This is a genomic window from Mycobacterium farcinogenes (assembly GCF_019739075.1).
GTDB classification, from domain to species: domain Bacteria; phylum Actinomycetota; class Actinomycetes; order Mycobacteriales; family Mycobacteriaceae; genus Mycobacterium; species Mycobacterium senegalense.
Genome location: NZ_CP081673.1, coordinates 5699279 through 5714635 on the forward strand (window position 1 = coordinate 5699279; position 15357 = coordinate 5714635).

Below are 15357 nucleotides of genomic sequence, written 5' to 3' on the forward strand. Positions count from 1 at the left end.
ATTCATCGACAAACACACCATTGACAAAGCGGGGCGCAAGTTCCGTATATTCGAACGCAACCGGAGTATCCACTCCGCTTAGCCTCACTAGGAGTCTCCCATGACCAAGTGGACCACCGCCAAGATTCCGGACCAATCGGGCCGCACTGCCATAGTGACCGGCGCGAACACCGGTCTCGGGCTCGAGACCGCCAAAGCTCTGGCCGCCAAGGGCGCCCACGTCGTCCTTGCCGTGCGCAACCTGGACAAGGGCGAGGCAGCAGTCGAGTGGATCTCCCGGTCCGTGCGCGATGCCGACCTGGAGCTGCAGCGCCTCGACCTGGGATCACTGCGCTCGGTACGGGAAGCCGCCGCCGAACTGAGGGACAAGCACGCGCGCATCGACCTGCTGATCAACAACGCCGGCGTGATGACGCCTCCCAGGGAGACCACCAGCGACGGCTTCGAGCTGCAGTTCGGTACGAACCACCTCGGCCACTTCGCCCTGACCGGCCTGCTGCTCGACCGCCTCCTGCCTGTGGTCGGCTCACGGATCGTGACCGTCAGCAGCATCGGCCACCGCTTCGCGCCCGGCATCCGGTTCGAGGATCTGCAGTGGGAACGCAGGTACAACCGTCTCCAGGCCTACGGGCAGTCCAAGCTCGCCAATCTGTTGTTCACCTACGAACTGCAGCGGCGACTGATCGGGCAACACACCACGGCGCTGGCCGCTCACCCCGGCGGATCCGACACCGAACTGGCGCGCCACCTGCCCGGCGTCGTGCAGCGGGCCGTCCCGCTGGCGCGCCCTTTCTTCCAAGAGGCCGCCATGGGGGCGCTGCCGACTCTGCGGGCGGCAACTGATCCGGGCGCCCTGGGCGGCCAGTACTACGGACCCGACGGTCTCGGCCAGCAGAAGGGCCACCCGAAGGTGGTGACCTCCAACGAGCGGTCCTACGACATCGAGCTGCAGCGTCGGCTCTGGGCGGTGTCCGAGGAACTGACCGGCGTCACCTTCCCGGCGTTGGAGTCTGCGCGCGCCTGAGTTCTCTTCGCCGATTTCGACGCCAGGGCAGTGCCGACGCGCGCGGAACAACCCTGGCGTCGATTTCGACGCGAACTAGTCGACACCAAGTCGGCCCGCGAAGACGCCGATGGGTGTTTGCTCCAGCTCACCGAGCGACACGCCCGGCGCTTTCCTGCAGAGATGCGCCGGCGGAACCCACTGGCCTAGACTGCTTTCCGACTGAGAGGAGTCCTCGGGTGCGGGCTGATGCAGCGCCCAGCACCCAGGCACTTCGGGGCTGGCAGCGCAAAGCGCTGGTGAAGTATTTGACCGCCAAGCCACGGGATTACCTGGCAGTGGCAACCCCTGGCGCAGGGAAGACGACGTTTGCGCTGCGGATCGCGGCTGAACTTCTCAGCGACCGCACGGTCGAGGCGATCACCGTCGTGGTGCCGACCGAGCATCTCAAGATCCAGTGGGCGGAGTCGGCCGCGCGTAACGGCATCGCGTTGGATCCGAAGTTCAGCAACTCCGACTCCCGGACCTCTGCCGAGTACCACGGGGTTGTTGTCACCTATGCCCAGGTGGCCAGCCATCCCACCCGGCACCGGGTGCGTACCGAGAATCGCAAGACCTTGGTCATCTTCGACGAGATCCACCACGGTGGTGATTCGAAGAGCTGGGGCGACGCGATGCGCGAAGCCTTCGACGACGCGACCCGACGCTTGGCACTGACCGGGACCCCGTTCCGCAGCGACGACAGCCCGATCCCGTTCGTCAACTACGAACCGGACGAGGCCGGTTTCCAGCGCTCGCAGGCCGACCATGTGTACGGCTACGCCGACGCACTGGCCGACGGCGTGGTCCGGCCCGTGGTCTTCCTGGCCTACTCGGGTGAGGCCCGCTGGCGCGACAGTGCCGGGGAGGAACATGCGGCACGCCTCGGCGAACCGCTGACCGCCGAGCAGACGGCGCGGGCCTGGCGCACCGCGCTGAACCCGACGGGTGAGTGGATGCCGGCGGTCATCGCGGCCGCCGACAAACGGCTGCAGCAGAAGCGGCAGCACGTGCCCGATGCCGGCGGCATGATCATCGCCACCAACCAGACCACCGCACGCGCCTACGCCGATCTGCTCACCAAGATCACCGGCGAGGCACCGACGGTGGTGCTCTCCGACGATCCGAGCGCGTCCGACCGGATCAGTCAGTATTCGGCGGGCACCAGCCGGTGGCTGGTTGCGGTGCGCATGGTGTCCGAAGGCGTCGACGTGCCCCGGCTGTCGGTCGGCGTGTACGCCACGAGTGCGTCGACACCGTTGTTCTTCGCCCAGGCCATCGGCCGGTTCGTGCGGTCGCGCCGCCCGGGTGAGACCGCCAGCATCTTCTTGCCGTCGGTGCCGAACCTGCTGCTGCTGGCCAGTGAGATGGAAGCCCAGCGCAACCACGTGCTGGGCAAGCCGCACCGCGAGTCGGACGGGCTGGACGACGAGGCCCTGGAAGCCGCCGAGAAACGCAAGGACGAGAAGAGCGAGCTGGAGAACGGCGTCGAGTACCTGGGTGCCGACGCCGAGCTGGACCAGGTCATCTTCGACGGCGCCTCGTTCGGCACCGCGACGCCGGCCGGCAGCGACGAGGAAGCCGACTACCTGGGCATCCCCGGCCTGCTCGACGCCGAGCAGATGCGAGACCTGTTGCGGCGCAGGCAGGACGAGCAGCTCACCAAGCGCACGGCAGAGGCCGCGGTGTCGGGTGGTCCGCCACCGCCTCGCACCACCCACGGCCAGATCCGCGAGTTGCGTCGCGAACTCAACGCGTTGGTGACCATCGCTCATCACCGCACCGGCAAGCCGCACGGCTGGATCCACAACGAGCTCCGGCGCATCTGCGGCGGGCCGCCGGTGGCCGCTGCCACCACCGATCAGCTCAAGGCCCGCATCGAAGCCGTGCGGGATCTGAAGGCCTGAGAGCACTCCGCAGGTAAATAAACTCAGAGTCCGTCAAACTCGCCCGAGACCGAACTGTAACTTGTTACAGTCGGCCAATTGCGTTCTGTGACAGTCAGAACAGTTGGGGGAGGCGACATGACGACGACGTCCGCTACCGCTGGCGGGGCACGATTCATCGGACGGGTGGGCGCTCTGGCCGTCGCCCTGGGGATCGGGGTGGCGGTCGCCAACGGCACCGCGATCGCATCCGCACAGGCCGGCGGCTCGGACTCGTCGGGCACCTCGTCCGGAGTCGGCAGCAGTTCGAAATCAGACAGCACGACCCCGAAGCGGGGTCCTCGCAAACCGTCGTTCTCCGGCCACGACAAACTGGCCAAACGGGTCAGCGAGGTGACCACCAAGGTGGAGTCCGCGCTCGGCGGCTCGAAGCTCAGCGAGCGTCGCCCTTCCTCGGCGTCGATCACATCGACCGAACGGAAACCCAAGGGCGACAAAGGCGGTAAGGACTACACCAAACCCGAGGCGGCCGATACCGTCGACAATGTGCAGCAGGCGGTCTCGCGTGCCATCACCGATGCCACTGACGGGTCTCGGAATCGGCAGGCGACCCTGGACACCAGGCCCCAGGAATCCGTCGAGACCGACAAAACCGAGCCCCTCGAAACCCTGACCGTCGTCACCAAGACGGTCGTGAAAGACGTTGTGGAGCACATAATCCCGGCGTCCGGCCCTCGTATCCAGGCACCGGCGGTGCAGCCCATCCCCGAGATGGTGGCGGCGGTGACGGAACGGCTCAAGCCGCACCTGCCGGAAACGCCGGTGAGCCCGATCCAGGAGATCGGCCTGGCGGCACTGCTCGGCTGGTCTCGCCGCGACGGCCGGCAGGGGCTCGTGCCCTTTGGACGGGTCGCCACTCCGGAAGCGACATCGCAGGTGACCTCCGAGGTGACCGCGGAGGCGACGAGCATCCTGGCCACCGAGGACCAGCTGGCCGCCGAACAGCAGGTCAGCCAGATCGTCAACACGCCGATCGTCCAGCTGGCCAAAGTGGTCCTGATGGCGGCGTGGTACGTGGAGGCGGCCAAGAACTTCTCGGCGGTCGGGGGCCCCGACTGGACCAACCTGTCGCAGCTCAACGAGGCGGCAACCGAGTACGCCAACCAATCGGCGACCGAGTTCATATTGCTCAATTCGAACGATCCGAAGCTGCTGCTGCAGGTCAACCCGCCGCACAGCTGGAATGGGCAGGACGCCGGCGGCACCAGGATCTGGTACGACAACCCGGATACCGTCTATCGGTTCACCGGTATCAACGGTGCCTCGACGTACGAGATCCAGGGAAAGATCGAAGGCTATGACCCGGCCGATCCGAGCACCCATCCAACCTCTGCCAACACCAATTTCAGTGTGCTGACGGGCATCAACGGTGTCACCGCGCAGAATCTCGACGGTGAGCAGCTGAGCATCCGCGACGACGGGACGTTCACCATCGTGGTCAGCCCGAACGCGGCACCTGGGAATCCCGAGCAGGGTATGAACTACATTCAGGCCCCGGCGAACTCGACGATTCTGGCCACCCGAAACACGTTGGGCGACTGGAACACCGAGACGCCGATGACGCTGACGATCGAGAAGACCGCCGGGCCGCCCAGCAGCTTGTTCAGCCAGATCGGCGGGTTCGCAATCCCGGGCATCGGCGAGACCGTGGTCAAGAACCCGGCGTTGATGAACTTGGTGTCGATCATCCCGGCGTTCGACCAGGCGCCGCTGCTGCTGTCGTCGACCGAGACCGCCCTGCTGATGCTGGTGACCGGGATCAGCGGTGAGAACACGTACATGACGGTGGCCACCGGCGCCACGGGCACGCCCAACACGCTGTCCCAGCCGCAGCACAACGCGCAGTTCCTCTCCACTCAGTTGCAGAGCGCGGGCTACTTCCAGCTCAAAGACGACGAGGCGATGATCATCACCGTCGATCCCGGTGACGCCGAGTACTTCGTGGTGCCGGTGACCAACGACTGGACCATCACCAACGACACCCGCAATCAGCAGACCAGCCTCAACAACAGCCAGGCCGTCAAGAACGCCGACGGCACGTACACGATCGTGGTGTCGAAAAACGATCCGGGCGTGGCCAATTGGGTGTCGACCGGTGGCCTGAATCAGGGCACCATCTCGATGCGGTTCCAGGGCGTTGACCCGGACGCCACGAACATGCCGACGGTGTCGACGCAGGTGGTGAACGTTTCAGAGGTCAAGGGAATCTTGGAAGGCGACCCGAACACCACCGACGAGCAGTTGAACTACGACCGCGCGCAACAGCTCGCCGAGCGTAAGGCCGGATACGACCGCCGCTACACGGTGTAGCTGCGCCGGCCATCACACCGCTCGCAACCCCACCGATTTCTGCACCTGGGTCGTGCTCGTCGAGAATCACAGCCCGGGTGTGGAAAACGGCGCGACGCCGAAGGCGGGCAGGGCGCCGCCGGCCCTACAGCCCCAACAATTCGGGAAGGTCTGCCACCGAGTCGATGACGTAGTTGGGCTGCATCGCGAATTCGTCTGTGGCCCAACGGTCCAGCGTGGCCTGGCGGAACTTCCCGGTCCGCACCAGCACCCCGGCCATCCCCACCACCTGGGCGGCCAGCACGTCGTTGTTCAGGTCGTCGCCGATCATGTACATCTCTTCGGGGTCGACGCCGAGCCGGTTGGCGGCGGCCAGGAACCCTTCCGGCGCGGGCTTGCCGACGGCGGTGGCCTTGCGGCCCGAGGTCGCCTCCATGCCGGCCAAATACATGCCGGTATCCACCCGCAGCCCGTCGGTGGTGTTCCACGCGGTGCTGCGGTGCATCGCGACCACCGGCACCCCTTGCGCCATCCAGTCGTAGACCCAACTCAGCGTGAGGTGGTTGTACTCCGGCCCCGCGCCACCGAGCAGCACCACATCCGGGGTGTCAGGGGCGGCCGGTCCGGTGAAGTCACTGGAATACACGACATCGACGCCGGGCATGTCCTCGCCGATCTGCCCGCTGTTGACCAGGAAACATCGGGCTCCGGGATAACGGTCCCGCACGTACTCGGCGGTCAGCGCGGCCGCGGTGATGACTTCGTCGGCGGCGACGTCCATGCCGGCCGCGGTCAGCAGGTCGGCGATCTGGGCGCGGGTGCGGGTGGTGGTGTTGGTCAGGTAGGACCGCGCGATGTCGTTGTCGGCCAGTACCCGCAGCGTCTGGGCCGCGCCGTCGATGGGCTGCCAGGAGGTCACCAGCACACCATCGATGTCGAAGAGCACTCCACCGATAGCCATGCAGCGACAGTAAACGCCCGCGAATTCAGCGCAACTCGGGGCCTGCCTGCCCGGTTGCCCACGCATTGTCGGTCACCCACGGCGTGGCGGCCGCCGCCACCGACCAGGCCTGCTCGGCCGGCACGTCGAGCACCTGGTAGCGCTTCTCCCCTGCCGCCGTCGCCGCGATCAGGGTGGCCACCCCGGCGCGACGTTGAAAGAACGTCTGGCGCACCGTCCATCCGATGATGCCCGCGGTGTCGAGGTGATCCCGGCGGCGCTCCAGGCTTCCGGCACGGGCCACCAGCCAACCGTCACGCACCCGATGTCCCAGGGACCGCGCCCGGTCAGCAGCCAGCAGACCGGCAGCCACCACAGCAACCGCCCACAGCATCCAGACCCAGGCCGGCACGCCGACCAGGGCCAGCACCGCGGCGGCCACCACCGGCAGGGTCAGGGCACGGGTCCAGCGTCGCCGCACCGCCGCCGGTCCGTGGGCCACGAGCGGCGCGTCCACCGCGCCGGGGTCGCCGATCAGCTCGGCCAGTACCGCGGTGGCGGTTCTGGACGGGCACGGTGGCAGCAGCAGCGAGGCCTCACCCTCCCCGCCGACTCCGGTCATCACGGCGTCCAGGCGGGCGCCGCCGAACGCACGCACCAGCAGTGGCTCCCGTAGGGTGCCGCCGCGCAGCCGCCGCATGTCGTAGGTGTGCTCGCGCAGGCGCAGCAGGCCATGCTGCAGGTGCAGCACCTCGGCGTCTCGGCGCAATACCAGATTCCCGTACGTCAGCAAGGACCGCAGTACTGAGAGCACCACCGAGACCACCACAATCACGAGCGCGCCCACCAGCACGCTGACCAGCACGCCCAGGCGCTCGGCGATCGCGACACCCGACTGTGCGATATCCGAGTTCTGCAGGGCGGCACCGGCACCGGCTTGGTAGACCACACCGGCCGCGGCGGCGATCATGGCCAGGCCCGTGAAACTCAGCGGGCTGTAACGCAGCCAGGACGGCTGCCAGCGGGCGAGTTCGCGACCGGCCGGTGCATCGGCGACCGGTACGGCGTCGGCGAGCAGGATCGCCCGCAGCCTGGGCACCTGCTGTGCTTCGACCGCGTCGAGAGCGAACTCGGTGTCGCCCTTGGCTTCCTGGCCGGTGCTGATCCTCAAAACGGTCAGCCCGAGCATCCGGTGCAACAGCCGGGCGTCGGTGGAAACCGACCGGATGCGGTTGCGCGGCACCGAGAGCACCTTGCGTTGCAGCAACCCGGTGCGCAGTTGCACCTCGTCGGGTTCGATGCGGTAGCTGGTGGTGAACCAGCGTGCCAGGCCCACGGCGACGGTCAGGCCGATGGCCGCGATGGTCCACCCTTGGTTGCCGGTCGCCGAGCCCAGCACCACCGCGCCGATCAGCAGCGGAATCTGTTGCAGGACTTCGTGGACGGGGTGGACCAGTAGCATACGGGGGCTCAGCCGCTGCCAGTGCCGCTCGCTCGCAGGCGTGGTCACGTGGCGTCCTGCTCGCCGATCGCCGCGATATCGGTCAGTTGCGCCACCACGTGCTCGGCGACGTCGTCGTCGAGTGCCACGATGCGCACCGCCCCGGCCGACGACGCTGTCGTCACCGTCACGTTGGCCAGCCCGAAGAGCCGATCCAGCGGCCCCCGGTAGGTGTCCACGGTCTGCACCCGGGAGATCGGCGCGATCCGCCGCTCCTGCACCAGCCAGCCGGTGCGGGTGTACACCGCGGGCGTTCCGGACCCGACATTGATATCCCAGCGGTGCACACGGTAGCGCCACATCGGGACCACCACGACGAAGAACAGCGCGCCCAGAACCGTGGCGGCAGCGGCAACACCGTGCAGCCATGGCACCCGGGAATCGATTGCGAACCAGATCAACTGGGCCAGGGTCAGCGCTGCCCAGGGGATGGCGGCGCTCAGCGCCCAGACCAGTGGAGCCTTGCTGCTGGGCCGCTGGGCCGGATCGATCAATCTCACTGGGCGAACACCGTCTTCCAGTCGTTCTTCATGTCGACGACGGTCCAGCTGTTCGGTTCGGCCGCCTGCAGCGCGGTGACCAGCTTTCCGGACGACGGCGGGTTGGCGTCGTAGGCGTATTCGCGGTCGGCGTCGGTGTGGTGGATCAGCACGCCGAGGCTGGGCCGTGGGTTGTCGATCGTGGTGTATTCCAGCATCGCCTGGTCACCGTCGCTGTTGCCTACCGCCAAAATCGGCCGATGGCCGACGAACTCGTGAATTCCCGACGGTTTGCCGGCCTTGTCGTCGACGAACACGTAGTCCATGCTCTTGACGAGCACCGGTTTGCCGTCGCGCAGTTCGTATTTCGTGGTGCCGGTGGAGCCGACGACCTGCTCGGGCGGGATACCGTACACCCGCTGCGAGAACACCCGCATGAAGTCGGCCCCGCCGCCGGAAACGATGAAGGTCCGGAAGCCGTTGTCCCGCAGGTAGTTCAGAAGCTGCTGCTGTGGCTCGTAGGTCAGCTGGTCGTAGGGTTCGCCGAACCGCGGATGGCGCGCGGTCGCCATCCAGTCGGTCACCCGTTGGTTGAACTCCTCGGTGGTCATCCCGGCGTGGGTGAGCGCCAGCACTCGCAGCAGCCCCTCATGGCGGTCACCCGCGAGCAGAGCTGCGACGTCCCCCTTCAGCGCTGCCTGCACCATGGGGTCAGCGGCCAGGGCCGGTTCCTGCGGTGCCCGGCGTTTGAGTTCGTCGATGACGAATGCCGCCTGGAACGGTAGCGGCGCTTCGGCCCACAACGTGCCATCGTTGTCGAACACCGCGATGCGGTCCTGCGGCGCGACGAAATCGGATGTGTCTGCGGTGGTGACGCGCTCGACGAACTCGGTGATCGACTTCTTCGCCGGTGCGTCGTTCCACGCGGACAACGGGTCTGCGGCCGAGTCCTTCGATGAACAGCCGGTGACGCACAGCAGCGCGGTGAGCATGACCGCCAGCAGTTTGCGCATGGCTCCCAGCCTGCTATGGCTCCGGGGTGCCGTCCAGCACCGGCGTTCCGTATGTTCAACACCTATGAGCGCCAATTCCAAGTGGACCGAGGCCAACGTCCCCGATCAGTCCGGCCGGATCGCGATCGTCACCGGCTCCAACACCGGTCTGGGTTATGAGACCGCGCGTGTGCTCGCCGCCAAGGGCGCGCACGTCGTCGTCGCCGTACGCAATATGGACAAGGGCCGCCAGGCCGTCGCCCGAATCACCGCCGCGGTACCCAAGGCGGACCTCAAGCTGCAGCAGCTGGATGTGGGCTCGCTGGATTCGGTCCGCACTGCCGCCGACGAGCTGAAGGCGGCCTACCCGCGGATCGACCTGCTGATCAACAACGCCGGGGTGATGTACCCGCCCAAGCAGACCACCGTCGACGGCTTCGAGCTGCAGTTCGGCACCAACCACCTGGGCGCGTTCGCGTTGACCGGGCTGCTGCTCGATCACCTGCTGCCGGTCGACGGGTCACGTGTCGTCGCGGTCGCCAGCGTCGCGCACCGCATTCAGGCCGGGATCCACTTCGACGACCTGCAGTGGGAACGCAGCTACAACCGCGTCGCCGCCTACGGGCAGTCCAAGCTGTCGAATCTGCTGTTCACCTACGAACTGCAGCGCCGCCTGGCCGCCAAGAACGAGCCGACGATCGCGGTGGCTGCCCATCCCGGGGTGTCGGCCACCGAGCTCACCCGTCACATCCCCGGTGCCAGGCTGCCGGGCGTGGACCAGGTCACCGCTCTGCTCGTCAACAGCGCGCACAAGGGCGCACTGGCGACACTGCGCGCGGCCACGGACCCCGAGGTTCGCGGCGGCCAGTACTACGGGCCGGACGGTTTCCGGGAGGTGCGCGGTTACCCGAAGCTGGTGTCCTCCAGCAAGCAGTCGCATGACGAGGAGCTGCAGCGCCGGCTGTGGGCGGTGTCCGAGGAGCTCACCGGCGTCAGCTTCCCGGTGTGATGATGCGGACTGTCGAAGAACACCAGGTGGTGGTGGCCGGGCTGATCAAAGCCCGTGCACCGCAGGATGTTCCGTTGAACGACACACTCGGCCTGGTGCTGGCCGCCGATGTGGTGGCACCGCTGTCGCTGCCGGGGTTCGACAACTCGGCGATGGATGGCTATGCCGTCGTCGCCGACGACGTCGCGTCCGCCTCCGAGGAAACCCCGGTGCGGCTGCCGGTGGCCGAGGACATCCCGGCGGGCCGCACCGATCTGCTGACGCTGCAGCCGGGAACCGCGCACCGCATCATGACCGGGGCGCCGCTGCCGTCCGGCGCCACTGCGGTGGTCCCGGTCGAGGCCACCGACGGCGCGACGGACACCGTGACGATTCGCGCGGCCGCCCGCGACGGCCAGCACATCCGGCGGGCCGGTGAGGATGTCACCGCCGGCACCACCGTGCTGCGCGCCGGTCAGGTGATCACCCCGGCCGCACTCGGTCTGGCCGCCGCGCTGGGACTGGCCACCCTGCCCGTGCTGCCGCGGCAGCGGGTGATGGTGATGTCGACCGGCACCGAGTTGGTGGCTCCGGGCGCCGAGCTGCAGCCGGGGCAGATCTATGAGTCGAATGCGGTGATGCTGGCCGCGGCGGTCCGCGACGCCGGCGCGCAGGCGACCATCGCCCCGATGTCCGCCGACGACGTCGACGCCTTCCGCGCCGCGCTGGCCGAGCACGCCCGCGATGCAGATCTGATCATCACCACCGGCGGTGTCAGTGCAGGCGCGTACGAGGTGGTCAAGGACTCCCTGTCAGATCAGGTGGAGTTCGTGAAGGTGGCGATGCAGCCGGGCATGCCGCAGGGCGCGGGCACGGTCAACGGGGTCCCGATCATCACGCTGCCGGGCAACCCGGTCAGCGCGCTGGTGTCGTTCGAGGTGTTCGTCCGTTCGCCACTGCGTGCGGCGATGGGCCACACCGCACCGGACCGGCCGCGGCGCACCGCACAGCTGACCGAGGATCTGACGTCGCCGCGCGGAAAACGGCAGTTCCGGCGGGGTGTGCTGACCGGGGATTCCGTGAGCAGCTACGGTCCCCCGGCCTCGCATCATCTGCGCTGGCTCGCCTCGGCCAACTGCCTGTTGGAGATCGCCGAGGACGTCACCGAACTGGCCGCCGGGGCGACGGTTCCCGTGTGGGACCTCAGCTAACCGGGCGCACGTAGAATCCTCCCGATGGCCAGACGCCCAGACCTCCAGTCCGGACCAGAACGCCTTGTGGCCCTGGTGCGATCCAGTGTTCCGCCGATGCACTCGGCGGGCCTTCCGTTCGTCGGCGCCAGCCTCGCCGTCGCGGCCCTGGGCCGCAAGAACCGCTGGGTGCGCCGGGCCGGCCTGCTGGCCGCCGGCGCGAACGCGGCGTTTTTCCGGCACCCGCCGCGCGTGGCGCCGACGCGCCCCGGCGTCGTGGTCGCTCCGGCCGACGGACTGGTCTGTCTGATCGAGGACGCTGTTCCGCCCGTCGAGCTGGGCCTGCCCGCCACACCTCGGCCGCGGATCAGCATCTTCCTGTCGGTGCTCGACGCCCATGTGCAGCGGGCCCCGATCGGCGGTGACGTGGTGGCCGTGCAGCACCGGCCCGGACGGTTCCACTCGGCCGAGCTCGAGGCCGCCAGCGAGGACAACGAGCGCAACAGTGTCGTCATCCGCACCCCCGAAGGCGTCGAAGTGATCGCCGTGCAGATCGCCGGTCTGATTGCCCGGCGCATCGTGTGTAACGCGCACGTCGGCGACAAGCTCGACATCGGCGAGACGTACGGGCTGATCCGATACGGCTCCCGGCTGGACACCTACCTGCCTGCTGGTTCGAAACTGCTCGTCACCAAGGGCCAGCGGACGCTGGCCGGAGAAACCGTCCTGGCGGAGTTGCCATGATCAAGCCGCGCATGAGGCCGCCGTCGTTGATCAAGGGCCGCATGAAACCGCCGCCGTTCAGCGTGCGGATGTTGCCGAGCGCGATGACGGTGGCCGCGATCTGCCTGGGTCTGTCGGCGGTCAAGATGGCGCTTGACGACCGGCCCACCGAGTCGATGGCTTTTCTGGCGGTGGCGGCGATCCTCGACGCGCTCGACGGCCGCGTGGCGCGGATGCTCAACGCCACCTCCAAGATGGGTGAGGAGATCGACTCACTGGCCGACGCGGTGAATTTCGGTGTCGCACCGGCATTCATCGTGTACGGCACGCTGCTGTCGCACTCGCGGGTCGGCTGGATCGTGGTGCTGCTGTACGCGGTGTGCATCGTGTTGCGGCTGGCGCGGTTCAACGCCCTGCTCGACGTGGACCAGCCCGCATACGAGAAGGAATACTTCGTCGGGATGCCCGCGCCGGCCGGTGCCATCGGCGCGATCGGTCTGCTGGCCGCCAAGATGCAGTTCGGTGAAGGTTGGTGGACCAGCGAGTGGGCTGTGTCGATCTGGATGATCGGTGTCTCGCTGCTCGTGGTGAGCCGGATCCCGATGCGCAAGATCCACACCTTCTCGGTGCCGCCCAACATGGTGGCGCCCTTGCTCGCACTGGTGGCCATCGGCGTCGCGGCGTCGGTGTTCTACGGCTACATCGTGATCATGGTGATCATCGTGGCCTACGTGATCCACATCCCGTTCGCCATCCGCACCAAGAAGTGGGTGGCCAGCCACCCCGAATCATGGGACGACAAACCGCAACAGCGCCGCGCCGCCCGGCGCGCGATTCGCCGGGCACAGCCGCACCGGCGGTCCATGGCGCGGCTGGGGTTGAGAAAGCCGGGTCGCTGACATGTCGCAGCTCGAGGTTGACGAGGATCACGCACTCGGGCATCTGCGCCTGACGGCACGCTTGAACACGTCCGCACTCGACTCGCGCCGCGGGGTGGTCCGGTTGCATCCGGAGGCCATCGCTGCCCTCGGGCTGCGCGAGTGGGATGCGGTTTCGTTGACCGGCTCCCGCACTACCGCCGCTGTCGTGGGCGTGGCGCCCGGCGGGACGCCGACCGGAACCGCCCTGCTCGATGACGTCACGTTGTCGAACGCCGGGGTGCGGGAGACCGCGACGGTGATCGTGGCGCCGGTGACGGTGTACGGGGCCCGGGCGGTCACGGTGAGTGGCTCCAAGCTGGCGACCGACTCGATTTCGTCGGCGACGCTGCGGCAGGCACTGCTGGGCAAGGTGATGACGGTCGGCGACACCGTGTCACTGTTGCCCCGCGATCTGGGGCCCGGCACCTCGACATCGGCGGCCACCGCAGCGCTGGCGTCGTCGGTGGGTATCACCTGGACCTCGGAGCTGCTGACGGTAACCGGGGTCGACCCCGCCGGACCCGTGAGCATTCAACCGAATTCGGTGGTGTCCTGGGGGTCGGGCCTGGAGCCGAGCTCCTCGGATTCCACCGGCGCGCACACGATCAGCCCCGCGCGGACCGCGCCTGCGGTGAGCTTCGACGACCTCAAGGGCTCCCATGTCCAGGCCGGCAAGCTGACCGAATGGCTCAAGCTGTCCCTCGATGAGCCCCAGCTCCTCGAAACTCTCGGCGCCACACCTAATCTCGGTGTCCTGGTGTCGGGCCCGGCCGGCGTCGGCAAGGCCACCATGGTCCGGACGGTGTGCGCCGAGCGACGACTGGTGGAACTCGACGGCCCGGAAGTGGGGGCGCTGGCCGCCGACGACCGGTTGAGCCGGGTGTCCGACGCGGTCGCGTCGGTGCGCGACGGCGGTGGGGTGCTGCTGATCTCCGATGTCGACGCCCTGTTGCCGGCCACTGCCGCTGACCGGACACCCGAACCTGTTGCGGCCCTGATCATCGGCGAGCTGCGGGAGGCCGTGGCCACCCGCGGGGTCGCGTTCATCGCCACCTCGGCCGTGCCCATCGGGGTCGATCCACGGCTTCGGGCGCCGGACCTGTGTGACCGTGAGCTCGCGCTGTCCCTGCCAGATGCCACCACCCGTAAGGCCCTGCTGGAGGTGCTACTGCGCGGCGTGCCCTCCGCCGAGCTGAATCTCGCCGAGATCGCCGACCGTACACCGGGTTTTGTGGTGGCCGACCTGGCCGCGTTGGTCCGCGAGGGCGCGCTGCGCGCCGCATCACGGGCCAGCGCCGACGGCAACGAGCCGGTGCTGTGGCAGGAGGATCTGACCGGGGCGCTGACCGTGATCCGGCCGCTCTCCAGGTCGGCCGCCGAGGAGGTGTCGGTCGGGTCGGTGACGCTCGAGGATGTCGGCGACATGGTCGAGACCAAGCAGGCCCTCACCGAAGCCGTGCTGTGGCCGTTGCAGCACCCCGATACGTTCCAGCGGCTCGGCGTCCAGCCACCGCGTGGTGTGCTGCTCTACGGCCCGCCCGGCTGCGGCAAGACGTTCCTGGTGCGGGCCCTGGCCAGTTCGGGGCGGCTCTCCGTGCATGCCGTCAAAGGTGCTGAGCTGATGGATAAGTGGGTCGGCTCTTCGGAGAAAGCGGTGCGTGAGCTGTTCGCCCGCGCGCGTGACTCGGCACCGTCGCTGGTGTTCCTCGACGAGATCGATGCGCTGGCCCCACGCCGCGGGCAGAGTTTCGACTCGGGGGTGACCGATCGCGTGGTGGCCTCGCTGCTGACCGAGCTCGACGGCATCGAACCGATGAACGACGTCGTCGTGCTGGGTGCGACCAACCGCCCAGACCTCATCGACCCGGCGCTGCTGCGGCCGGGCCGGTTGGAGAAGCTGGTGTTCGTCGAGCCGCCCGACGCTGATGCGCGACGTGAAATCCTGCGTACCGCAGGTAAATCCATTCCGCTGGCCGCCGACGTCGATCTCGACGGCCTGGCCTCCGAGTTGGACGGCTACAGCGCGGCCGATTGTGTTGCGCTGCTGCGGGAAGCAGCGCTGACGGCCATGCGCCGGTCCATCGACGCGGCCGACGTCACCGCCGCCGACGTCGCCAAAGCGCGCGAGACAGTGCGGCCGTCGTTGGACGCGGCGCAGGTGGAATCGTTGCGGGAGTTCGCGGCTGGGCGGTGAGGTTGGCGGGCTGGGTGCGTCCGGCGGGCCCTTCGCCACCCGTAGTTTCACCACAAGGGGCAAACGTCCCCATTGCCCAAGCCTCACGGGATCGAATCACCCCTCGATGTGCCCGCCTACGAGCGACAACCGAGCGACAATCGCCTCCTGAAT

The 15357-nt window shown here is 68.0% G+C and carries 12 protein-coding genes; 8 read left to right on the forward strand and 4 right to left on the reverse strand.

Features of this window, described 5'->3' with window-relative positions; translation table 11 throughout:
• Positions 1–100 precede the first annotated feature (100 nt).
• From K6L26_RS27230 to K6L26_RS27240, 3 genes are all read left to right on the forward strand, one after another.
• Complete coding sequence (locus K6L26_RS27230) at positions 101–1024, forward strand: SDR family NAD(P)-dependent oxidoreductase (RefSeq protein ID WP_221852144.1); 924 nt, start codon at positions 101–103, stop codon at positions 1022–1024.
• A gap of 218 nt (positions 1025–1242) precedes the next feature.
• The gene (locus K6L26_RS27235; RefSeq protein WP_036389372.1) at positions 1243–2949 is read left to right on the forward strand and encodes a DEAD/DEAH box helicase; all 1707 of its coding nucleotides are present in this window, start codon (positions 1243–1245) and stop codon (positions 2947–2949) included.
• 117 nt (positions 2950–3066) lie between these two features.
• Complete coding sequence (locus tag K6L26_RS27240) at positions 3067–5298, forward strand: DUF1214 domain-containing protein (protein WP_221852145.1); 2232 nt, start codon at positions 3067–3069, stop codon at positions 5296–5298.
• A 124-nt stretch (positions 5299–5422) separates the two neighbouring features.
• Here K6L26_RS27240 and K6L26_RS27245 read toward each other — a convergent pair whose 3' ends face one another.
• The 4 genes from K6L26_RS27245 to K6L26_RS27260 are packed head-to-tail and all read right to left on the reverse strand — an operon-like array spanning position 5423 to position 9210.
• Positions 5423–6238 (reverse strand): HAD-IIA family hydrolase, encoded by an 816-nt coding sequence (locus K6L26_RS27245; RefSeq protein WP_036389374.1) that lies wholly within the window; start codon positions 6236–6238, stop codon positions 5423–5425.
• Positions 6239–6263: 25 nt separating this feature from the next.
• A complete protein-coding gene (locus tag K6L26_RS27250) occupies positions 6264–7679 on the reverse strand; it encodes a PH domain-containing protein (protein ID WP_047037574.1) in 1416 nt (471 codons plus the stop codon).
• Positions 7680–7723: 44 nt separating this feature from the next.
• Positions 7724–8218: a PH domain-containing protein gene (locus tag K6L26_RS27255; protein WP_019345148.1), complete on the reverse strand. Its 495-nt coding sequence runs from the start codon at positions 8216–8218 to the stop codon at positions 7724–7726.
• On the reverse strand, positions 8215–9210 hold the full coding sequence (locus K6L26_RS27260) for an HAD family hydrolase (protein ID WP_221852146.1): 996 nt from the start codon (positions 9208–9210) through the stop codon (positions 8215–8217). Before K6L26_RS27260 ends, K6L26_RS27255 begins: the two co-directional genes overlap by 4 nt.
• Before the next feature lie 64 nt (positions 9211–9274).
• Between K6L26_RS27260 and K6L26_RS27265 the strand changes: the two genes are divergently transcribed.
• The 5 genes from K6L26_RS27265 to K6L26_RS27285 are packed head-to-tail and all read left to right on the forward strand — an operon-like array spanning position 9275 to position 15204.
• Positions 9275–10198 carry an SDR family NAD(P)-dependent oxidoreductase gene (locus K6L26_RS27265; protein ID WP_019345150.1) on the forward strand — a complete coding sequence of 308 codons (924 nt, stop codon included), beginning with the start codon at positions 9275–9277 and terminating at the stop codon, positions 10196–10198.
• 2 nt (positions 10199–10200) lie between these two features.
• On the forward strand, positions 10201–11388 hold the full coding sequence (gene moeA / locus K6L26_RS27270) for a molybdopterin molybdotransferase MoeA (protein WP_047037568.1): 1188 nt from the start codon (positions 10201–10203) through the stop codon (positions 11386–11388).
• 24 nt (positions 11389–11412) lie between these two features.
• Positions 11413–12111: a phosphatidylserine decarboxylase gene (locus tag K6L26_RS27275; protein ID WP_043369172.1), complete on the forward strand. Its 699-nt coding sequence runs from the start codon at positions 11413–11415 to the stop codon at positions 12109–12111.
• On the forward strand, positions 12108–12989 hold the full coding sequence (gene pssA, locus K6L26_RS27280) for a CDP-diacylglycerol--serine O-phosphatidyltransferase (RefSeq protein WP_036389378.1): 882 nt from the start codon (positions 12108–12110) through the stop codon (positions 12987–12989). Before K6L26_RS27275 ends, pssA begins: the two co-directional genes overlap by 4 nt.
• 1 nt (position 12990) lies before the next feature.
• Positions 12991–15204 carry an AAA family ATPase gene (locus K6L26_RS27285; RefSeq protein ID WP_076216006.1) on the forward strand — a complete coding sequence of 738 codons (2214 nt, stop codon included), beginning with the start codon at positions 12991–12993 and terminating at the stop codon, positions 15202–15204.
• Positions 15205–15357 lie beyond the last annotated feature (153 nt).